Here is a 21,061-nt window from a genome sequence, read left to right on the forward strand (position 1 = left end):
ATTGCCTTACTTCAGCCATCGCACATAAAAAACGACGCTTATCAGGTAATAGGTTATGCATCTGGATTTACGGCAATTACGCAATTTTCTCGCGCTGGTGGAACACGGCAGTTTTGTGCAGGCGGCGGAAGCCGTCTGTCTGTCGCAATCCGCATTCAGCCGCAGCATTCAAACGCTGGAACAAACCCTGGGCCACCCGCTGATCGATCGGCAGAGTAAGCGGTTCGCGCTGACATGGCAGGGGAAAAAACTGTTGCCGTTCGCGCGCCGGATGCAGGAGCTGTCCTGGGAGTTGATCAACGATATGCAGCAAATCCTCGATGAGGACGGCGGCGAGTTGACGTTCGGCTGCGGCCCCGCGCCCGCTATCGCGCTTATCCCGCGCGCCGTGGCGCACTTTCACCGGCTGCGCCCGCGGGACAGGGTGGCTTACAGCGTGGATAACTGGCAGTCGTTGCGTCAGCGTCTGTTGGCCGACGAATGGCCGTTTTTCGTCGCCGATACCTGGCAGGCCGAGCTGGAAACCACGTTTCGCGTACAGCCGCTGAGTCAGCAGCGCTGCTTTTTCATCTGTCACCACACGCATCCGCTGGCCCGGCAACCGGCCGTCGCGCCGGACGAACTGCTGCGCTTCCCGCTGGCCTCGCCCTATCTGCCGGTCGGCATGCGCAAAATCCTTGCGTCGCTGACGCGCCAGCCCGATTTCCGGCCGCAAATTCAATGTGACCATATCTACTCGCTGTTTAACGTGCTGTCCCAGACTCAGGCCATCAGTTTCGCCAGCGAAGACGGCTTCGCGCTGGGCCGGCGTAGCCACCAACTGGTGGAAATTCCCCTGACGGAAACGCCGCCGGAATGGGGGGAAATGCGCACCCGTTTTGGCATCATATCCAACCTGCAAAAAGCCATTCCTCCGCTGGCGCAACTGATGATAGACACATTGCTTGAGCAGGATCGGCTGCGCCAGTCCGACGGCTATTGAGCCTGGCCGGCCGCATCATAGAGCGGCCAGACCGTTTCCTGCTGTTGATCCGCCAGCGACTTCTCGACAAAGCGGCCGTCAAACCACTCGTCGACCGGATAATCGCGGCGAATCAGCCCGGCGGCTTTCGCCCGCTGAATGCTGTCCTCGAAGCTGCTGCGCAAAAACGCATCCAGCCGGGGGAACTCTGGAAGTTGAGATCGTTCGGATTCAGTTCTTCCTCAAACAGAGCCGGCGGGATCTGGCTCTGTTCCGCCATCAACGCGATATAGTCCGGCAGATGCGCGGGATCGGCGATCCAGCGGGCATTGTCCACCAGCACGTCGACCAGTTGCTGCGTCGCCTGCGGGTAACGCTGAATGAAGTCCTCGGTCGCCAGCACCGCGGCCTGCGTCGTATTGGCGCGCCCCAGCGCGCTGCTGTTGGCCACAATATTGATGCCCTGTTTGCGCAAGGCCAGCAGACCGACGCCGCCCCACGCCGCATCCACGCGTTTGGCCGCCAGCGCGGCTTTACTGGCCGTCCAGTCCAGATTAATCACCCGGATGTCCCGTTCATTAAGCCCGGCGCTTTTCAACGCCCGTTCGAAAGAGAGCTGATCCGCCGTTCCTTTGTAGACCGCCACGCGTTTGCCGCGTAAATCCTCAATGCGCTGAATGCCCGATTCCGGCGTCGCCGCCAGATAGGAATTTGAACCGCGCGCGCCTAGCAACACCTTGGTAGGCAGCCCGCCGGCGCGGCCGATAATGGCGGCCAAATCGCCCAGGTAGACGACGTCCAACTGCTGGTTTGCCAGCGCTTCGTTAATCGCCGGCCCCGCGCCTTTAAAAAACAGCCAGTTAACTTTTATCCCCTGGGGCTCGAATACCGCTTCCAACTGATGGCGAATATGCGCCAGCCCCAGCGGTCCACGGATAAACGGCTTGCTGCCCGCGCTCTGATCGGGCAGACCGATACGGATTTCCGCCGGTTTGTTCTCCGCCGCCTGAACCACGCCGCCGGCCAGCATAAGGCCGATCAGCGCCAGCGAACCAACCATGCGGCCGGCCAATATTCGCCAGCGGCCTACTGCGCTCTTCTGCATCATTTTCTCCATGAATAACAAAATATTGCCGTCAATATGCTGATATCAAACTACCGAAACACAGCGGCGCGCTTTAAATAACATTTCCGGCTTTATTCAGTAAAAAAAAGCATAAACCCAATAGATCTCCGGCCGCATCAAGGGGCCGTCTTAACGAGGCGCCGCTGGTTTACATCAGTAACTAAATGGAATTATTAGTAAAAATCAACGCGAACGCGGCTTGAAAGATGAAGGCGCGGATCGGTCATCGGGCGGTCATCCCGCATATATGCATTTTTTGCACGTCAACTATCGGATTAATGCATTGGCCTTCACGGCTAAAAACTGTTTTTTATTCCTTATTAGTCCGCTTTAGCTTATTTCGATAAAGAAAATGAATAAGGTTATTCCACTAAAAATGTCTCCGTTGACCTGGCCCGCCTTACCGGAAAAAGCGTTTTATCCATTGGCGGCGCCGCTTGTTCTGCTGATGCTGTGGTACGTCAGCAGCCAGTCAGGATGGATGCCGCCGCAGATCCTCCCATCCCCGGCGGCGGTGGCGCATACCGCCGTCGAGCTTTGGCAAAACGATCTGCTGTCTCAGCTATTGGTCAGCCTGAACCATCTGCTGCGCGGCCTGCTGGCGGGATTGGCGGCAGGCACCTTATTGGGCGCGCTGATGGGCGCCTCGCCGCGCGCGGCCAGCCTGCTGCATCCGACCATCTATGCCCTGGCGCAAATTCCGACGCTGGGCTGGATCCCGCTGTTTATGGTGCTGTTCGGCATCGACGATGGTCTGAAACTGGCCGTGATCGTTAAAGCGGTGATTGTGCCGGTCACGCTGCACACCCAAAGCGGCGTGAGCAATATTCCCGCCTCATTGCTGGAGGTGGCGCAAACGCTGCGCCTGCCCTGGCATCAACGGCTGATTCGCCTGACGCTGCCGGCGATGCTGCCGGTGTGGCTGACCGGGCTGCGGCTGGCGCTGTCGCAGGCCTGGGTTTCGCTCATCGTGGTGGAGCTGCTGGCGTCGTCGCAGGGCATCGGCTACCTGCTGGTTTGGGGCCGCCAGCTGTTTCAACTGGATATCGTATTCGTCTGCATCGCGGTCATCGGTCTGGCCGGGCTGACGATGGAGTGGGCGATCAACCGGTTGGAGCAGCGGCTGGTCTATTGGCCGCATCCGCCGGTCAGCCGCCTCAATACGACGCCCTCGCGCTGGCTGACCGGCTTACTCTTGCCCGTCGCGCTGCTGGCGCTCTGGCGCCACGCCAGCCTGTCCGGCTGGGTTGACGACGTATTGCTGCCGCCGCCCTCCGCCGTACTGCATACGCTGGTTCAGGGGATCGGCGACGGCGTATTGCTGGACGCCATGCGGCACAGCCTGATGCGCGCGCTGGCCGGCGCGGCGGGCGGCGTCATCGCCGGCCTGCTGCTGGGAACATTGCTGGGACTCAGCTCGCGCGCCGATGCCTTGTTTACCCCGACCATCGCCACGCTGCGCCAGATTGCCTTATTCGCCTGGCTGCCGTTACTGACGGCCTGGGTCGGCAACGGCGAAGCGGGCAAAGTCGTATTTGTCGCATTGGCGTCTTTCTTTCCGATGCTGGTCGCCAGCCACCGGGGAATTCGGCAGCGCTCTCTCCAGTTGCAGGAGGTGGCGCAGGTGTTGCGGCTTTCGCTGGCGCTTCGGCTGCGCGTGCTGATTCTGCCGGGGGCGGCGCCGGCCATCTTTGCCGGTTTGCGCCTGTCGCTGATTTATGCCTGGCTCGGCACGATCGGCGCGGAATATTTCATGTCGTCGAACATCGGGATCGGCAGCCTAATGATCAATGCCCAGCAGTTGCTGGATATGCCCACCATCATCAGCGGCATGCTGCTGATTGGCATCACCGGGGCCGTTATCGACCGTGCCGGCCTCGCGCTGGAAAAACGTATGACCCGCTGGCGTACCGCAGGAGAATCCGCATGAGCATCGTCACCAACGACCACCCGCCGGTGGTGCAGTTTGAACATCTGAAGAAACAATTCAACGTGAAAGGCCAACCGCTGACGGCGATCGACGACTTTTCACTCGCCATTTACAGCGGCGAGCTGGTCGCCATCGTCGGCAGCAGCGGCTGCGGCAAATCGACGCTGTTGCGCATGCTGGTCGGGCTGGATAACGATTATCAGGGCCGCATTCTGGTGGACGGCAAACCGGTAAACGGCATCAGCCGCGATCGGGGCATGGTATTCCAAGAGCCGCGGCTGTTCCCCTGGCTAACGGTGCGCCAGAACATCGCGCTGGGGCTGGCGCATGAGAAGCAAAACCGGGAGACGCGCGAACGGCTGATCGACCATTTTATTCAGTTGGTGCACCTAAATGAATTTGCCGACGCCCTGCCCGCCCAGCTTTCCGGCGGTATGGCGCAGCGCGTCGCCATCGCGCGCGGGCTGGTGGCCAACCCACGGATTTTAATGCTGGATGAACCCTTCGGCGCATTGGACGCCTTAACCCGCCAGCAGATGCAGCAGGAACTGCGGCGCATCCATCAGACGGAAGGCACAACAACGCTGCTGGTCACCCATGATGTGGAAGAAGCGGTCTACCTGGCCGATCGCGTCGTGGTGCTGGCGCCGCGTCCGGGCCGCATCCGCCACGTCGCCACGCTCAGCCAGCCGCATCCCCGTCAGCGGGACAGCCAGGCTTTTCACCAGCAGTGCAGCGCACTGCTGTCGCTGTTGACACATCCTGAGACGCCGGCGTCGCCGGAACCCTCTCTTACACCTTTCTGAATGGAGCTTTGCTATGGGACATCCTTCCGTTTACCCCACCGGCACAACAATTTACAACCCGGATAAGGCCTGGGGCGGTTATACCGTCTTTCAGGCGCTGGAAAGCGGCGCCGTGCTGATCGACATGAACGGAACCGAACTGCGGCTGTGGGAAGGCCTGCACGGCTTCCCCAATAAAATCCTGCCCGGCGGCTACATTCTCGGCCATAGCGGCGAGCGCGATTCACGCTATGGGATGCAGGATATGGTCGATCTGATTCAGGTTGACTGGGACGGCAATATCGTCTGGAAATTCAACGGCTATGAACAGATCAGCGATCCCGGCCTTCCCAGCGAATGGATGGCGCGCGTCCATCATGACTACCAGCGCAGCGGCAACCCGGTCGGTTACTATGCGCCGGGACAAGAGCCGCAATCGATCGGCGGCAATACGCTGCTGCTGGCGCATAAGAATCTCTACAACCCGCGTATCAGCGACAAGCTGCTGCTCGACGACGTCATTATCGAGGTGGACTGGCAGGGAAATATTCTGTGGGAGTGGCGTTGCAGCGATCACTTTGATGAGCTGGGTTTCGACGACGCGGCCAAAACCGCCATCTACAATAATCCCAACATGCGCAAAAGCGGCGGCGGCATGGGCGACTGGATGCACATTAACTCGATGTCGGCCCTGGGCCCCAATCCGTGGTTCGATCAGGGCGACGCCCGCTTCCACCCCGATAATATTATCTGGGACGCGCGCGAATCCAACATCATCGCCATCATCGACAAACAAAGCGGCAAGATCGTCTGGAAGCTGGGACCGAACTACAACACGCCGGAGCTGAAACATCTGGGCTGGATCATCGGCCAGCATCACGCCCATATGATCCCGGCAGGATTACCCGGCGCCGGCAATATTCTGGTGTTCGACAACGGCGGCTGGGCGGGCTACGGCGCCCCTAATCCCGCTTCCGCCGACGGCGTTAAAAACGCCTGGCGCGACTACTCGCGGATACTGGAAATCAACCCGGTCACGCTCGATATCGTCTGGCGCTATTCGCCTTATGAAGCCGGCATCCCGCATCCTACCGACGCCTTCCGCTTTTATAGCCCTTACATCAGCAATATTCAGCGTCTGCCGAACGGCAATACGCTGATCAATGAAGGGGCGAACGGCCGGATTTTCGAGGTGACGGTAGAGCACGATATCGTGTGGGAATATATCTCGCCGTATTGGGGCAAGACCGTTAACACCAATATGCTTTACCGGGCCTATCGCGTGCCCTATGACTGGGTGCCGCAGTTGGCGCGCCCGCGGGAGATCCCGGTGGAAGCGCCCGACAACACGCGCTTTCGTCAGCCGGGCGCCGCCCAGCCTGGTTTCGCCAGCGTTATCCGCGTCGACGGCGTGCGTCCTTACAAGAAAAGCGGCGACGCGCTATGCGTGGCGACCGACAGCGAAGACCTGAAACGCAGTCCCAAATTGTTTACCGTTGACCGCGCCCGCTTTACGCCGCTGGACGATACCGTATGGGAAGGCCTCAGCCGGCAGCCGTCGCCGCAGCTGTTGCTGGTCGGCGCGGAGCGCTGCGTACACTGTAAAAGTCTGTACCGGCAGTTGGAGACGGTATTGAGCGAGGACGCCTTCCGCCAGCTTGACGGCCACTATCTGGATGCCGATCGTCACACCGATTTAGCGCAGTTGTTCGCGGTGCGAACGCTGCCTACGCTGCTGTGGCTGGAACAGGGCGAGGTGAAGGCGCGCATTAACGGCGTTCAGCAGCCGGAGGCCCTGCGGGAGTGGCTGCGAAATAATTCATAATAAAACAAACTGTTAATGCAACACTTACCCCACCCCAACCCTCCCCTTGTCAGGGGAGGGAGCAAACCGGAACCAACGTCTCGTGCAGCAGCCGGTGGGTTCTCATTCCTGTCCACGCAGGATGTTCGAAATGGATCGCGGCATCGAAACCGCTGCCGGCGAGCACAAAAGGTTCCATCCGTTCGGCCAGATGCACGATGATATTCGGGTGCATGTCACGAAACCGCGCCAAGCGGGGAATAAGCCAGCGCGCGGCGAAGGTCGGGATGGTGGCGATGTCGAGGCTCGCGCCGCCGCTGGGCTGCCCCATCAGATATTGGCTGTCACGCTCCAGCCGGTCGAGAGACTCCCGAACCTGAACCGCATAACGCTCGCCGTTCGGCAAAAGCCGAACTCGATTACCGACCCGCTCGAACAGCATAACGCCGAGAAAAGCCTCCAGCCGGCTAATCTGGCGGCTGATCGCGCCTTCGGTCAGAGCCAGTTCGTCGGCGGCGCGAGCGAAGCTGCCATGACGAGCGGACGCCTCGAACGCCATGAGCGCGGAATTGCTGGGGATCTTGCGGCGCATGAGCGGCCCTCGAGATGACGGTTCGGCGTTCGATTCGCCGTTACCTTGACATTAGATCACTGAAGCATGAGTCAATGTCGATTTATAGACGGATAACGACAGCTTATCATGAGGAAATATCAGTGAGAAACCAGACCGGGAGTTACGTGCTTGCGGTCGAAGGGGGCGCGATGATCTATACGGTAGAATGCAGCTTTGCCGATCCCGGCAGCGAAGCGGAATGGAACGACTTTTACAGCCTGGACAAACTGCCGGCTCTCATTTCGGTGAGCGGTTTCCATACCTCGCAGCGTTTCATGCTTTGGTTATGACGCATCGAGCATCCACGCGCGAAATTAAGTTAATGTCTGGAGAAAAACGATGTCTAGTCTTGCATTTCCCTGCCAACAGGTCGGTGACTTAACAATCACCGCGGTCAGTGATGGCTATCTCCCCGCCAGCTTCGACATCCTCTCTAATATCGACCCGGCCGATGCCACCCGGATGCAGGAAAGCGCGGGGATAAAGGATTACACCGCGATCCATATAAACTGCTACCTGGTGCGTGGAGGCGGCCGCACGGTTCTGATCGATGCCGGAGCGGGCGGCGTCAAGCAATGGGGCGGTCGATTGCAGACCAATCTGCCGCTGGCTGGCATCCAGCCTTCCGAGATCGACGCGATCCTGTTGACCCATGCCCATCCCGATCATGTCGGGGGGCTGACGGACGCTTCAGGAGAAGCCGTATTCCCGAACGCCGAGCTGGTCGTCCACCATCGAGAGCTCGCGTTCTGGCAGGACGACGGCTATCTGAGCCGCGCTTCCGAGCGAGCGCGGGGTAACTTCCTCATGGCGCGCCAGGCGTTCGACGGCTATCGCGATAGACTGCGCGTCTTCGATGCCGGAGAGGTGCTTCCCGGCATGACTGCGGTTCCGCTTCCGGGCCACACGGACGGACACACCGGCTATCGTCTCGAGTCCGCCGGCCAAAACCTGCTGGTTTGGGGCGATATCGTCCATTTCCCGCAGATTCAGATTCCGCGCCCGGATGTGTCGATTGCCTTCGATCAGGATGCGCATCTAGCCGCCGCGACACGATCGAGGCTGCTGGATCTCGCCAGCTCGGAACGATTGCCGATCGCCGGTATGCATTTTGGCGAACTCGGTTTCGCTCAAATCGAACGAACCGCGTCAGGTTACCGCATTGCTTACGACAAGCCCCCTGCGGGAGAGGCTGCGGAATAACGCCGGATAACACAGACGGTTTTCCCTCCCCGCCCCAACGCTCCCCTTGTCAGGAGCTGTCTCTTCGTCACATTTTTATGCGGACTCAGAGACAGCTTCGTGCGCCACAATACCGCCATTTTCATGCGGCTTCGTCGCTCGCGCTGTTCAAAAACGCTCCCGACAACAAAACATTTCTTTTGCATTATCCCGTTGCATTTTGTTATGTTATTACATAACAAAAAACGATGACTAATACAGTGATAATGACGAACAGCAGCAAAACAGCGGATACCGTATTAGAGGTGGACAACCTTAGCCTGTCCATTGGCGGGGATCGCAAAATCAGCGATCTGACTTTCAGCCTGCGCGCCGGGGAAAAGGTTTGTCTGATCGGCGCATCCGGTTCCGGTAAGTCGTTAACCGCCAAAATGGTGATCGGCGCGCCGCCGGCAGGCGGTCAGATAAGCGGACAAATCCGGGTAAACGGGGAAAACGTGACGCATCTGAGAGCGCTCGCCCGACCGGCCAGTTCACGCGTGTCCGCGGTTTTTCAAGATTCCGCCACGGCGCTGAATCCGCTGATGACGCTCGGCAAACAACTGGCGCTGGCGTTAGGTACGTCGTCACCGAGTGAACTCGCTATGCTGTTGGATGACATGGGACTGGGCGATATCGACAATCTGCCGCGGCGCTTTCCGTCAGAGCTGTCGGGCGGACAACGCCAGCGCATTTGCATCGCGCTGGCGCTGCTGAGCCGGACCCGTTTACTGGTTGCCGATGAACCCACTACCGCGCTGGACGTCATTACCCAACAGCAGGTTCTACAGGTCTTACAGGCCAGATGCGCGCAGCCGTCGGCCCCGGCGCTGCTGTTTATTACGCATGATATCGCCGTCGCGGCGCAGCTTTGTCAACGCGGGCTGGTGATGGAACAAGGATGTCTAGTTGAATCCGGCGACATGCGGCGATTGCTGAACGCGCCGCAGCACCCTTATACCCGCGCGCTGGTCAAGGCGGCCCGTCACGCCGATATGTCATTGGCCTCCGCCGGAGCGCTTGCCGGATGAGCCGCCATCTTCACGACGTTTCAATGCCGTTTTTGCGCATGGAGCGCGTTAGCCGTTACCGTCATTCACCGCGCTTCCCGTGGCAAAAGGCTGATCCCGCCAGCGCGATTTTTCTTGATCTGTCGCTGAGCCTGCAACGCCGTGAACGCGTCGGTCTGGTCGGGGTATCCGGCTGCGGCAAATCCACGCTGCTGAAAACGCTGCTGGCGTTGGACACGCCGGACAGCGGCGCGATACACTGCGACGGCCAATTGGTGCGGCCCGGTTCCGTACGTTCGCTCCTGTGGTATCGCCGCCGTGTACAGTACATTCCGCAAGATCCGGCCGGCTCGCTGGATCCGCGCCAGTCTGTCGCCGCACTGATCGCCGAACCGTTGAAACGTCTGAAAAGCGGCGAAAATATTTGGTTATGCGTCCGAGACGCGATGGATCAGGTGGGCCTGAGCGCCGACTTACTGGCGACGCCGGCCGGTCTGCTATCCGGCGGGCAGGCTCAGCGAGTGGCGATAGCCCGCGCCCTGGTGACGCGACCTGATTTTTTACTGGCGGACGAACCCATCAGCGGATTGGATTTACCGCTGCGGGAACAGATAAAAACCCTGCTACGGCAGGTGACGTTACAAAATAATATGGGATTGTTGATGGTGTCGCACGACATCTCAATGATCGCCGGTTTGTGCGAACGTATGCTGGTCATGGACGATGGACGCATTATCGAAGATCGCCCGACGGCCGATGTGCTGGCATCGCCCCTGCATCCGCATACTCACCGGTTATTAACGGCAATCCCTTCTATAACGACGCTCAATGAATTTCACGTCGCCGCTAATCGCGTGGCGATTTGAAAGACGACGGGCATATATACCCAATAGCTTGCAAGATATCGGGTACTTTGAATTAATGGATGATTCTATGTCAGACCTCGCAAATAACCGCGCACTGCGCCCTTACCCGCCCCTACTGCTGGGCAGCCAGCTTGTTTTCAATATTGGCTTTTATGCCGTCGTCCCCTTTTTAGCCATCTTTCTGCGTGACGACATGCGGCTTTCCGGTTGGACGATCGGACTGGTCATCGGCTTAAGAACCTTTTCGCAGCAGGGCATGTTTTTGATCGGCGGCGCGCTGGCCGACCGTTTCGGCGCACGGGGCGTCATCCTCTGCGGCTGCGTGGTGCGTATTGCCGGCTATCTGTTATTGGCGCTGTCGGATTCGCTGTGGCCGATTATCCTGGGCGCTTGTCTGACCGGCGTTGGCGGCGCGCTGTTTTCGCCCTCCATTGAAGCGCTAATGGCGCAGGCGGGAACCTACAGTGAACAACAGGGAAAACGCAGCCGTTCCGAATGGTTTGCGCTGTTTGCCATCTGTGGCGAACTGGGCGCCGTACTGGGGCCGTTGCTCGGCTCAATGCTGGCCGGCTATGGCTTCCAACGGGTCGCCCTGGCGGGGGCGCTGATCTTTTTACTGGCGCTGTTGGTGCTGTTTTTCAGCCTGCCCGCCACGCCCCGCAACCAGTCAACGCTGCATATCGCCCCCTGGTGGCAGACCTTCCGCCAGCGGCGTTTCGTCGCCTTTATCATTGCCTATAGCGCCTACCTGTTCAGCTATAACCAGCTCTATCTGGCTCTGCCGGTGGAGCTACATCGCGCCGGCGGAAATGAAAAAGATCTCGGCCCGCTGTTTGTTCTGGCGTCGCTGTTGGTGATTGGCCTGCAACTGCCGCTGGCGCGTTTTGCCCGCCGTCTTGGCGCGGCCCGTATGCTGCCGCTGGGATTTGCCCTTCTGTCGGCCTCTTTTGTCAGCGTGGCGCTGTTCGCCCCCATGACGCCGCCGGAGGGCTGGCTGCGATTATTGCCGGCGATCTGTCTGATTACGCTATTGACGCTGGGGCAGATGCTTATTATTCCCGTCGGCATGGATCTTGTTCCTCACTTCGCCAATAACCACAACCTCGGCGCGCACTATGGCGCATTGGCGTCAATGGGCGGGGTGGCGGTACTGGCGGGCAACTTCCTGCTCGGCGGCCAGCTTGACCTCGCGCTGACGCCCTCGCCGCAGGCCGCGATCCCCTGGCTGATGCTGGCTGCCGTTCCGCTGTGCAGCGCATTGGCGATGGCGCTGATTTGTCGCCCGTTTAAACACCCTCTCCCTTTTAATCAATAGGATTGTCCAATGAATACTCGCTCATTATGGCCGATTCCCGGCCTGCTTTGCACTATCCTGCTCCTTTCCGGCTGCTTCAACGAACCAGAGGAAAAACCGGCCGCCGATAGCGCTAGCCGGCTGAAACTGGCTATGCTGCAACCGCCGCGTTCGGGACTGACGCCGCTTAGCGACGATGCGTTTAAACTATCGCGCTGGAGTACGGCGGAGACGCTGGTGGTGCTCAATGAACTTGGCGAAGCCCAACCGGCGCTGGCCACCCATTGGCGGCAAATCGATGATAAAACCTGGCGTTTTGAACTGCGGCCGAACGTTCATTTTCATGACGGCACCACGTTAAGCGCGGCGACGGTGGTCAATGCGCTCACCGCCGCCTCGACCGCCGCGCCGAAACCGCGCATCCTCGACGGCGTTCAGATGAGCGTGGAGGCGGATGGCGATAGCGCCGTTATCGTATCGACCGCCAGCCCCGATCCGTTAATCCCGCAGCGTCTTTCCAGCCCGCAGTTGGCGATTCTGTCCGTCAACGCCTATGGCGCAAACGGCGTAGTCAATCCGCAAAACCACGGCAGCGGCCCCTTTGTGCTGCGTAGCGTAAACGGCACCAGCGGCGCCACGCTGGACAGATTCGACGGCTATTGGGGCGACAAAGCCCAATCCAGCGGAATCGATGTCAGTTTCGTGCCGGATGGCGCGGCCCGCGGCGCCGCATTGCGCACCGGCACGGCGGATATCGTTGAGGCCATCCCGGTATCGCAAGCGCCGTTGCTGGACCCAAAAATGGTGCATGAAGTGCCGATGCCGCGCACCAATACGCTTTACCTCAATGCCCGCCAGGGACCGATGACAGATCCGGCGCTGCGCGCGGCGGTGCGCAACGCGCTGAACCGGCAGCAACTGGTGGATAACGTTTATGAAAAACGCGCCGACGTGGCGCAGGGATTGCTCGGCCCGGCGCTGCCCTGGGCCGCGGAACTGCGTCAGCCGGTCGCCGATCCGGTTCAGGCCGCGTCGCCCGGCGGCACGAGCATCACGCTGGCCACCTTCAGCGATCGCGCCGAACTGCCCGAAGTGGCGGTCTATCTGGCGCAACAGCTCACCGCCGCCGGTTTCACGGTAAACCAGGTGGTGCGCGAATATGCGCAGATTGAATCCGATGCGCTGGCCGGCAAATTCGACGCCTTTATTTTATCCCGCGCCACGGTGTTGGATTCCGGCGATCCCGTCGCCTACCTCTACAGCGATTTCTCCTGCGAAGGCTCGTTCAATATTTCCCAGCTCTGCCGCCCGGAAATCGATCGGGCGTTGCAACAGGCCGCCGCCATTCCGGCCGGCGATGAACGGCGCCGGGCGATTATGCGGGCGGAAAATCTGATTCTAGCCAGCGATGCGGCCATCCCGATGCTGCACGAACGCGTTATCCAGGGAGAGCGCGCGCAGGTGGTCGATGCGCTGCGCGATCCGCGCGAACGCGCCCTAATCAACAGCGCCACCCGGATTGATCCGAATAAACAAGCCGAATGATGCCTGAATGACCGTAACGAGTGAAACACCGCTATGAGTGAAACCATATATTGCCGCACCTGCGCCGAAATCGGCCGGACGCGGAATGCCCGCTACGGTATGCTGATCCCGCTCTTTTCCCGCCTGATGACGCTGGCGGCGATTATCGTGCTGATTGGCGTATTGCCGTGGCTTTCGGGAAAGGATCCGGCGCTGGCCTTGCTGCGCGCCCGCTCCGGCGATCAGGAGCCCACGGCGGAAACCCTGAATGCCATCCGCCGCTCGTTGGGGTTGGATCAGGGGCCGTTGCAGCTGCTGGCTAACTGGCTTAGCGGCTTACTGCATGGCGATGCGGGAAACTCATGGGTATCGGGCCATCCGGTCTTACCGGGAATGTTGCAGGCCGCGGGGGTATCGCTGACCCTGATGGCATCGGCCGCGCTGGTGGCCTTTTCGCTGGCGGCGATACTGTGCGCCAACACGTTCCGGCGGGGATTACATGGCCGAATACGCCGCTCAAACGGGCTTTTCGCCGCCATGTTCACCGCGCTGCCGGAGTTTCTGCTGGCATCGTTTCTGCTGATAATCGGGGCGGTCTGGCTGCAATGGTTTCCGCCCTACGGCTGGCGCGGGCTGCACTATGCGGTATTGCCGTCGCTGGCGTTGGGGATTCCCGCCGGCGGCTACCTCGGCCGCATTATTGCCGATGCGCTGGCGGCGACTTTCAGCGAAAGCTGGCTGACAACCTGGAGCGTCGCGGGCATCAGCCGCCGACACATTGCGCTGGCGGTGCTGAAACGCACATTACCGAGCGTGATGCCGATGGTGGGGCTGGTTTTAGTCTCGCTTACCGGCGGCGCCATCGCCGTAGAAAAAGTTTTCGCCATTCCGGGTCTTGGCCGGGCAACGCTGGGCGCGGCGGCGGCGCAGGATCTCCCCGCGCTGCAGGCGGGCGTGCTGATTTTACTGCTCATCGCATCGATAGCCGGTATAGCCGTTGGCGGAGTACGGTTGCTGATCCTTGGGCGCGCGCTGAACAATGGCGCGATGCCGGTGCCGGAAGAGAATCAAATGACGGCATCGCGCTATGCCGCCTGGCTGCCGCTAGTCTGTCTGCTGATATTGCTGGTATTGCTGATCGCTGGGCTGCCGCGGGATCCCTATACGTCCGAGTTTTTGCGTTTGCAGCCGCCCTCTTTTGCGCTGCCGTTCGGCGCCGACGCCATGGGGCGCGATCTGCTGGCCCGCGTCGCTCACGGCACGCTGAACACCTGCATGCTGGCGTTGGCGGTGGCGCTGGCCTGCCTGACGATTGGGCTGTTTATCGGTCTGTTCCCGCGCTTGTTTATCGGCCCGGTGGAAGTAACCAATGCCCTGCCCCCAGTGATTGCCGGTCTGCTGGTGGCGGCGATCAACGGTCCGTCGTCAACGGGCGCGGCGGTGGCGGTAACCGCCGTCAGTTGGGCGCCGCTGGCGGCGCACACCGCGGCATTAGTGTCTGAAATCGGCGCTCGCCCCTACATTCGCATGTTGCCGGTAATCGGCGTCGGCCCCGTGCGCCGCAGTCTGTTTTATGTGTTGCCCGCGCTGATCGGACCGTTATTCCGTCACGCCATGCTGCGCCTGCCGGGCATCGCGCTGGCGCTGGCTTCGCTGGGATTTTTAGGATTAGGCGCGCCGCCGCCGACGCCGGAGTGGGGCCGCGTATTGGCGGAAGGCATGCCGTATATCGAACGGGCTTTCTGGGGCGTACTGGCGCCCGCCGCCGCATTGAGCATTTTGTCGGTGCTGGCGGTCAGCGCCGCCAATCTGTCTGGCCGGGCCAAGCGTTAGTTCGTTGCTGCATGGTTTAAAAGGCGAGACGGCGGGTGAAAATAATCATTACGTTGGCAAGATCGCGCCAGGCGCAAAGGACAACGCTTTAGCCTCTGCCAGTAATAATTGCCGACTAGCCGCATCCTCGGGATAGGAAAGATCGCTAAAAATAAAAGCTGATGCACTATTTTATTTAGTGAAGCCTGCGCTATCGGTGAGAAGCCGCGCCGCTGCGGCCGGAGGACGAAGGGTATATACTCACTTTCAGTTCGACACTCGGTTGAATAATTGAAAACCAATGCCAATGAGAGGAGAAAATATGCATAACAACGGATCCAGAACAAACCTCACGACCGCTGAGGCGCTTGATAAACTGGAAGCGTTGTACAACAGTGCTGTTGCGGCACTGCGTGACGCAATAGGGGATTTTATCAATCACGGTAAGTTACCTGACGCGAAGGCGCGTGCCGCGGGGCTTTTCGCCTATCCTGAACTGCGCGTCAAATGGGACGGCGAATCGGCAGGTCACCCTAAGCACCGGGCTTACGGCCGTTTTACCCGGCCGGGCAACTACTCAACCACCATTACCCGCCCCGAGTTTTTCCGCCACTATCTGAAAGAGCAGTTAAGCCTGCTGGAAGGAGAATATGCGGCCAGTATCGAAGTCGTTCCCTCGCAGCAGGAGATCCCCTTCCCTTACGTTCTGGATGGCTCGGATTTGATCCTCGATCGCTCGATGAGCGCCGGGATCGCCAAACATTTCCCGACCACCGAGTTATCTAAAATCGGCGATGAGACCGCCGACGGCTTATTCCACGCCACCACCACCTCCCCGTTGTCGCACTTCGACGCGTTGAGAACCGACTTTTCCTTGGCGCGGCTACGGCACTATACCGGTACGGCGGTCGAACATTTTCAGCCTTTTATTCTTTTTACCAACTATACCCGCTACGTTGATGAATTCGTGCTGTGGGCCTGTAAGCAGATCGCGGATCCGAATAGCCCCTATGAAGCGCTTGCCTGCGCGGGCGACATCCTTATTACCGGGGAAACCCCGGAGCCGGAACAGACCGTTTCCGACCTTACCTGGAAAAAACATCAGATGCCGGCTTACCATCTGATCTCGCGCAACGGCAAAGGGATTACGCTGGTCAACATCGGCGTCGGGCCGTCCAACGCCAAAACCATCTGCGATCATCTCGCCGTACTGCGTCCCCACGCCTGGCTGATGATCGGCCACTGCGGCGGTCTGCGTGAAAGCCAGTCGATCGGCGATTACGTGTTGGCTCACGCTTATCTGCGCGACGATCATGTTCTGGATTCGGTGCTGCCGCCCGATATTCCCATTCCGAGCATCGCCGAAGTACAGCGCGCGCTGTATGACGCCACCAAGATGGTAAGCGGCATGCCCGGCGAGGAAGTGAAACAGCGGCTGCGCACCGGTACGGTAGTCACCACCGACGATCGCAACTGGGAACTGAGATATTCGGCCTCCGCGCTGCGCTTTAACCTCAGCCGCGCGGTCGCCGTTGATATGGAGAGCGCGACGATCGCCGCGCAGGGTTACCGCTTCCGGGTGCCCTATGGCACGCTGCTCTGCGTTTCGGACAAACCGCTGCACGGTGAAATCAAGCTGCCCGGTCAGGCCAACCGTTTTTATGAGGGCGCCATTTCGGAGCATCTGCAAATCGGTATCTGCGCTATCGATCTGCTGCGCGCGGAGGGCGACCGTCTGCATTCACGCAAACTGCGTACTTTCAACGAGCCGCCTTTCCGTTAAAACCGCGGCAGTGGGCTTTCGGGTTCACTGCCTGCTACTTTTGCGCGATAGCTCCTTAAGTTCCTGCGTCTCTTTCGCATCAATGCTTAATTCCGCCGTCGGCCTTAGCAGCAGGCGGCGCAAACCGATGGGATCCCCGGTTTCACGGCAATAACCATATTCGCCGTTACGTATCCGCAGCAATGCCGCATCAATTTTCGGCAGTAACCGGCTTTCGCGGTCGATCTGACGGAATAACATTCTCAGTTCTTCCTCTCTGGTCGCTTTATCCCCGTCATCCCCGGACTGTTCGTTGAATTGAATACTGCTTTTAAGCTCATCGATATGATTGAGCAACGCGATGCGCTCCGCGTTAAGCCGGTTTTTGAAGAAATCCAACTGCTGCTGGTTCATGTAATCTTCCGACGGCATGGTCAGAATATCTAATTCTTCTGGTACTGATTTTGGCATCTTTGGCTCCAAAGATAGAATCCACAATTTTGTTATGTTATAACAACTAAAAATGACTAATAACAGGCCGCCATGATGCAAAAACACGCCTACCTGCTGTTCCTTTTACTCGTTGCGGCAAAAGCTCCCGCCTTTCAGGCAAAGATTGCGCCTTCCGGCGAAGCAAATAATATCGAGAATGCCCTTTATCAATCGCCAGCAATGACTATACAAACTATTCATCCGGGCGTATGTAGCGCCGTCTCCATTAATGGCTGCGGCTGCCCTTTTTGCACACAGTTAAGAAGCATAGGTCGCTAAACGCGATTCCTCAATTTCACAACACGTTTAGGCCAGGGATCGTAAAATTCTCCGCCCCGCTGCCAATATGCGATTTCATTTTCCGTCAGGAAGCAGGTTTGCAGCGCTGAAACAAAATAGGCCAACGACCGCCGTTGACCGATAACCGTCAAACGACAACAGCGATCGCCAAAGCGTCCCGGCTGATTTGCCAGCTGTTGTTGCAATATCATCCGTTCAGACTGGCTCAGCCCGTTATCCTGATGGTTGAGTATTCCCGCTTTCCAGTAGCTAATGAATTCCAGGCCGATGGCGCCGGCGGCCTGATTCCACAGCAGAGCGAGATCGTCTCGGCCCGGCAGCCAAAAAAACCCTTTACTGCGATGAATTCCCGCGCCGAGCCGCTGGTGATAAACCTGCCACAACCGCTGCGGGTGGAACGGCCGATCGTCGTGAATCACGCGAGACTCAATATCATAAGGCGGGCTGCCGTTAGGCGTCGGCGTCTCCACTTCCGCCTCCAGCTCGGTAATCAGTTTTTCGACGCGATGGAAATCATAGTCCGGCAAGGAGAGTAAATCGTTTAGCCTGACATTGCCCCATTGGCAAGAGAGGATAGCGACGTAGGGATTCAGCGGATGAATGGCCTGAGCGATGTCTCTCACCTGCTCCGCCGACAGGCGATCCGCTTTCGTCAAATGCAGCTGGCTGCAAAACATGATTTGCTCCGCCAGTAAATTATCAATATTGCGTTTTCCGCTCGCCAAATTACTCCGTAAACGAGGAAGCAGCGCGGTTCCTGCCGCATAATCCTGCTCCAGCATGATGGCATCCACCAGCGCGATAACCCCTTTTAGCGCGACGGAGGGATGAGCGCGTAAGTATTTGATCAGCGGCAAGGGATGGCTGCTGCCGGATGTTTCCAGCACGATATGCGCCGGCGTGTTTTCCGCCAGCATATCGGCCAGCGCGCGATCCAATCTGGCAATACCGTCGGCGCTACTGATATTGTCGTCCGAGATACTGATAAGATTGCGTTTCCGCTTATCGACGATTTCAGTATTGGCGATCAGCACGCCGTCCACATCCAGTTCACTCATATCGTTAACGATGACGCAGATCGGCATGGCGTATTGATGCGCCTGCGCCAGCAGACTTTTGAGCAAGGTGGTTTTCCCCGCGCCCAAAAAGCCGTTCAATATGGTCAGCGGAATTTTGTTCATTGATGCACTCGGCTATCCGTTAGCGGTTAAACATTGCAGACAGGTTTATCCGCGCTCCGCCCGGCAATGACTAAAACGCCATGCGGCGGAACGCAATGGATATGTTATAACATAACATTTATATTTTCCATAATACGCCGAATGGGATAGCGCAAAAGCGGATAGTTGCCGGACAGACCGTGAAAACGGCGGTTGAATCAACGGAAAGCCGCTGCCGGCTTTCTGCAATTTGAAATTTATTGGATGCAGCCTGAAATCGGCTGGATAGATATGAATAAAAAAACTGCCTCCGTTCAACGCCAGGAGGCAGTTTAATTATTCATCAAACTAATTTATTTCTGGGTGCTGATCGATCAGCGTTTTTCTTTTCTTCTGCAATTCGGCGATCTGCTCGTCAATATCTTCGATTTTCTGTTCAATATTGTCGTGATGCTCCTGCAGCAGCTCTTTCGCTTCAGCCCGGTCGGATGCCGCAGGCGTCGCGCCTTTCAGCGGCCGGTTGGCCGTTTCTTTCATCAAAATCCCCGTGACCAGACCAATAATGGAAATCACCATTAAATAATAGGCCGGCATATAGAGATTCTTGGTTGATTCCACCAGCCATGCCGACGCCGTGGGGGTGAAACCGGCAATCAGAATGGAGATGTTGAATGAAAGCGCCAGCGCGCTGTAGCGGATATGCGTGGGGAACATAGCCGGTAAAATAGACGCCATAACGCCGGTAAAAGAGTTAAGCAATACGGCCAGAATCAACAGCCCGCAGAAAATCAAGCCAATCACGTCGCTGTTAATCAGCATGAAGCTCGGGATGGCTAAAACAAACAACCCAATACTGCCGCAGACGATAAACGGCTTACGGCCAAAGCGGTCGCTCATTAGCCCCATTACCGGCTGTACAAACAACATACCGATCATCACCGCGATAATAATCATTACGCCATGGTCTTCGGAATAATGCAGGCTGTGTGACAGATAGCTCGGCATATACGTCAGTAACATGTAATAAGTGACGTTGGTGACAATCACGATACCGACACAGAGCAGTAGGTTTTTCCACTGGGTAGAAGCAATCTGGCGAAAAGAGGTCTTTGGCGCCGTCTGTAAGCTGTCCTTCGACTCTTTATCGATAGCATCAAAATGCTGTTGAAAAGCGGGCGTTTCCTCCAGCGCATGTCGCAGATAGATACCGATCAGCCCCAAAGGACCGGCAATAAAGAACGGGACTCGCCATCCCCACTCAAGGAAATTGGCTTCGCCGACAATGGATGAGATCAATACCACCACGCCCGCGCCTAAGACAAAGCCGGCAATCGAACCGAAATCAAGCCAACTGCCTAAAAATCCGCGCTTTCTGTCTGGCGAATATTCAGCGACAAATATCGCGGCGCCGGTATATTCGCCGCCGACGGAAAATCCCTGAGCCAATTTTGCAATCAGCAATAAGATCGGCGCCCAAATGCCGATTGAGGCATACGACGGTATCAACCCGATACAGAATGTACTGACCGCCATAATAATAATGGTAATTGACAATACTTTTTGGCGACCAAATTTATCGCCCATGGCGCCAAAGAATATTCCTCCCAGCGGCCTGACGAGAAAAGGAACGGAAAACGTCGCCAGCGCGGCGATCATTTGCACGCCAGGATCGGCGCCGGGAAAAAATACCCGGCCAAGCGCATAGGCGACGAAACCATATACGCCGAAATCAAACCATTCCATTGCATTACCCAGCGCCGCAGCCGTAATGGCTTTTTTCAGCTTGGCATCGTCAATAATGGTAATGTCCTGTATTTTCATTGGTTCCATTCGTTTCTTTCTTAATACCATTTATGACATCCTCCGTTTAAAAAATAACCGCTCATAAAATGGTATATATAAGCTGTCATAGTAATTCGACGTTGATTATAGAGTATTTTAAAAAATGAATCCCGCTGCGCTACATGAGCTACCATCTACCGCCGCGGCGTGCCGATAAGAACATCAAGACAATAATTTCTTTGCTTATTATATCCGAATGATAATTCTGGAAATTTAACAACACGCCAGACGCAATAGAAATCATGCTCCAAAAATCCCAATGTCTTTTGAAATATAATTATACGCTTTTAAAATAGGCCGAGGCGGTTATAATTCCACCAATTAGAAGAAATATTCACCATAAAGCTAATTTGGCTTTTTACAGTTGTCATTATATTGTTCAAACCGACGGGTCGGCGTTTGCCGTTATTGGCGCAACCAATTCAAGCTCGCTCAGCTAAAAACGCTCATGACGCAAAAGCGTTGTAATGCTGTTTTCCGATATAGATCCAATAAGTTTTTTGCGCGCGCCGATTGCGTGGGAATCGCAAATCAGTCGGCGTTTTAATACGGATTCACA

The 21,061-nt window shown here is 57.6% G+C and carries 15 protein-coding genes and 3 pseudogenes; 13 read left to right on the forward strand and 5 right to left on the reverse strand.

Annotated features, from left to right (window positions below; genetic code table 11):
- The first annotated feature begins 55 nt into the window (after positions 1 to 55).
- Complete coding sequence (locus HC231_RS14935; RefSeq protein ID WP_208227404.1) at positions 56 to 982, forward strand: LysR family transcriptional regulator; 927 nt, start codon at positions 56 to 58, stop codon at positions 980 to 982.
- Here the strand turns inward: HC231_RS14935 and HC231_RS14940 are convergent.
- A pseudogene (locus tag HC231_RS14940) lies at positions 976 to 1,991 on the reverse strand (ABC transporter substrate-binding protein). The gene HC231_RS14935 and the pseudogene HC231_RS14940 sit on opposite strands and share 7 nt — an antisense overlap.
- A gap of 472 nt (positions 1,992 to 2,463) precedes the next feature.
- Here HC231_RS14940 and HC231_RS14945 point away from each other — a divergent pair.
- From HC231_RS14945 to HC231_RS14955, 3 genes are read left to right on the forward strand one after another with little or no spacing between them, the layout of a single operon-like run.
- Positions 2,464 to 4,017 (forward strand): ABC transporter permease, encoded by a 1,554-nt coding sequence (locus HC231_RS14945; RefSeq protein WP_246494524.1) that lies wholly within the window; start codon positions 2,464 to 2,466, stop codon positions 4,015 to 4,017.
- Positions 4,014 to 4,823 carry an ABC transporter ATP-binding protein gene (locus HC231_RS14950; protein WP_208227407.1) on the forward strand — a complete coding sequence of 270 codons (810 nt, stop codon included), beginning with the start codon at positions 4,014 to 4,016 and terminating at the stop codon, positions 4,821 to 4,823. Before HC231_RS14945 ends, HC231_RS14950 begins: the two co-directional genes overlap by 4 nt.
- A 13-nt stretch (positions 4,824 to 4,836) precedes the next feature.
- Positions 4,837 to 6,627, forward strand: coding sequence for an aryl-sulfate sulfotransferase (locus tag HC231_RS14955; protein ID WP_208227409.1), 1,791 nt, complete (start codon positions 4,837 to 4,839; stop codon positions 6,625 to 6,627).
- 61 nt (positions 6,628 to 6,688) lie between these two features.
- Here HC231_RS14955 and HC231_RS14960 read toward each other — a convergent pair.
- Positions 6,689 to 7,198 (reverse strand): annotated as a pseudogene (locus tag HC231_RS14960) (LysR family transcriptional regulator); the annotation flags it as partial.
- A gap of 170 nt (positions 7,199 to 7,368) precedes the next feature.
- Here HC231_RS14960 and HC231_RS14965 point away from each other — a divergent pair.
- From HC231_RS14965 to HC231_RS15000, 8 genes and pseudogenes are all read left to right on the forward strand, one after another.
- Positions 7,369 to 7,494 (forward strand): annotated as a pseudogene (locus HC231_RS14965) (sugar ABC transporter); the annotation flags it as partial.
- 64 nt (positions 7,495 to 7,558) lie between these two features.
- Positions 7,559 to 8,422 carry an MBL fold metallo-hydrolase gene (locus tag HC231_RS14970; protein WP_208227411.1) on the forward strand — a complete coding sequence of 288 codons (864 nt, stop codon included), beginning with the start codon at positions 7,559 to 7,561 and terminating at the stop codon, positions 8,420 to 8,422.
- A gap of 245 nt (positions 8,423 to 8,667) precedes the next feature.
- The gene (locus HC231_RS14975; RefSeq protein ID WP_208227413.1) at positions 8,668 to 9,471 is read left to right on the forward strand and encodes an ATP-binding cassette domain-containing protein; all 804 of its coding nucleotides are present in this window, start codon (positions 8,668 to 8,670) and stop codon (positions 9,469 to 9,471) included.
- Positions 9,468 to 10,316, forward strand: coding sequence for an ABC transporter ATP-binding protein (locus HC231_RS14980; protein ID WP_208227415.1), 849 nt, complete (start codon positions 9,468 to 9,470; stop codon positions 10,314 to 10,316). The genes HC231_RS14975 and HC231_RS14980 overlap by 4 nt, the downstream gene beginning before the upstream one ends.
- A 67-nt stretch (positions 10,317 to 10,383) precedes the next feature.
- A complete protein-coding gene (locus tag HC231_RS14985) occupies positions 10,384 to 11,631 on the forward strand; it encodes an MDR family MFS transporter (RefSeq protein ID WP_208227416.1) in 1,248 nt (415 codons plus the stop codon).
- A gap of 9 nt (positions 11,632 to 11,640) precedes the next feature.
- Positions 11,641 to 13,155 (forward strand): ABC transporter substrate-binding protein, encoded by a 1,515-nt coding sequence (locus HC231_RS14990; protein WP_208227418.1) that lies wholly within the window; start codon positions 11,641 to 11,643, stop codon positions 13,153 to 13,155.
- A 33-nt stretch (positions 13,156 to 13,188) separates the two neighbouring features.
- Positions 13,189 to 14,967 (forward strand): ABC transporter permease subunit, encoded by a 1,779-nt coding sequence (locus tag HC231_RS14995; RefSeq protein WP_208227420.1) that lies wholly within the window; start codon positions 13,189 to 13,191, stop codon positions 14,965 to 14,967.
- Positions 14,968 to 15,268: 301 nt separating this feature from the next.
- Entirely contained in the window at positions 15,269 to 16,729 is a 1,461-nt protein-coding gene (locus HC231_RS15000) for an AMP nucleosidase (protein ID WP_208227421.1), read from the forward strand.
- A 24-nt stretch (positions 16,730 to 16,753) separates the two neighbouring features.
- Here HC231_RS15000 and dksA read toward each other — a convergent pair whose 3' ends face one another.
- Positions 16,754 to 17,179, reverse strand: a complete 426-nt coding sequence (gene dksA, locus HC231_RS15005; RefSeq protein WP_246494528.1) for an RNA polymerase-binding protein DksA — start codon at positions 17,177 to 17,179, stop codon at positions 16,754 to 16,756.
- A 72-nt stretch (positions 17,180 to 17,251) separates the two neighbouring features.
- Here dksA and HC231_RS15010 point away from each other — a divergent pair, with 72 nt between their 5' ends.
- A complete protein-coding gene (locus tag HC231_RS15010; RefSeq protein WP_246494529.1) occupies positions 17,252 to 17,479 on the forward strand; it encodes a hypothetical protein in 228 nt (75 codons plus the stop codon).
- Here the strand turns inward: HC231_RS15010 and HC231_RS15015 are convergent.
- A complete protein-coding gene (locus HC231_RS15015; protein WP_208227423.1) occupies positions 17,476 to 18,681 on the reverse strand; it encodes a CobW family GTP-binding protein in 1,206 nt (401 codons plus the stop codon). The genes HC231_RS15010 and HC231_RS15015 overlap by 4 nt on opposite strands.
- A gap of 327 nt (positions 18,682 to 19,008) precedes the next feature.
- A complete protein-coding gene (gene proP / locus HC231_RS15020) occupies positions 19,009 to 20,511 on the reverse strand; it encodes a glycine betaine/L-proline transporter ProP (protein ID WP_208227425.1) in 1,503 nt (500 codons plus the stop codon).
- Positions 20,512 to 21,061 lie beyond the last annotated feature (550 nt).

Source organism: Brenneria izadpanahii (assembly GCF_017569925.1).
Lineage (GTDB): Bacteria > Pseudomonadota > Gammaproteobacteria > Enterobacterales > Enterobacteriaceae > Brenneria > Brenneria izadpanahii.

Bases quoted from the DNA above. Each gene is read 5' to 3' on its own strand.
- proP (WP_208227425.1), bottom strand. From the start codon at position 20,511: ATGGTATTAAGAAAGAAACGAATGGAACCAATGAAAATACAGGACATT.
- HC231_RS15015 (WP_208227423.1), bottom strand. From the start codon at position 18,681: ATGAACAAAATTCCGCTGACCATATTGAACGGCTTTTTGGGCGCGGGG.
- HC231_RS14970 (WP_208227411.1), top strand. From the start codon at position 7,559: ATGTCTAGTCTTGCATTTCCCTGCCAACAGGTCGGTGACTTAACAATC.
- HC231_RS14955 (WP_208227409.1), top strand. From the start codon at position 4,837: ATGGGACATCCTTCCGTTTACCCCACCGGCACAACAATTTACAACCCG.
- HC231_RS14990 (WP_208227418.1), top strand. From the start codon at position 11,641: ATGAATACTCGCTCATTATGGCCGATTCCCGGCCTGCTTTGCACTATC.
- HC231_RS15010 (WP_246494529.1), top strand. From the start codon at position 17,252: ATGATGCAAAAACACGCCTACCTGCTGTTCCTTTTACTCGTTGCGGCA.
- HC231_RS15000 (WP_208227421.1), top strand. From the start codon at position 15,269: ATGCATAACAACGGATCCAGAACAAACCTCACGACCGCTGAGGCGCTT.
- HC231_RS14975 (WP_208227413.1), top strand. From the start codon at position 8,668: ATGACGAACAGCAGCAAAACAGCGGATACCGTATTAGAGGTGGACAAC.
- HC231_RS14980 (WP_208227415.1), top strand. From the start codon at position 9,468: ATGAGCCGCCATCTTCACGACGTTTCAATGCCGTTTTTGCGCATGGAG.
- HC231_RS14945 (WP_246494524.1), top strand. From the start codon at position 2,464: ATGTCTCCGTTGACCTGGCCCGCCTTACCGGAAAAAGCGTTTTATCCA.
- HC231_RS14995 (WP_208227420.1), top strand. From the start codon at position 13,189: ATGAGTGAAACCATATATTGCCGCACCTGCGCCGAAATCGGCCGGACG.
- HC231_RS14950 (WP_208227407.1), top strand. From the start codon at position 4,014: ATGAGCATCGTCACCAACGACCACCCGCCGGTGGTGCAGTTTGAACAT.
- HC231_RS14985 (WP_208227416.1), top strand. From the start codon at position 10,384: ATGTCAGACCTCGCAAATAACCGCGCACTGCGCCCTTACCCGCCCCTA.
- dksA (WP_246494528.1), bottom strand. From the start codon at position 17,179: ATGCCAAAATCAGTACCAGAAGAATTAGATATTCTGACCATGCCGTCG.
- HC231_RS14935 (WP_208227404.1), top strand. From the start codon at position 56: ATGCATCTGGATTTACGGCAATTACGCAATTTTCTCGCGCTGGTGGAA.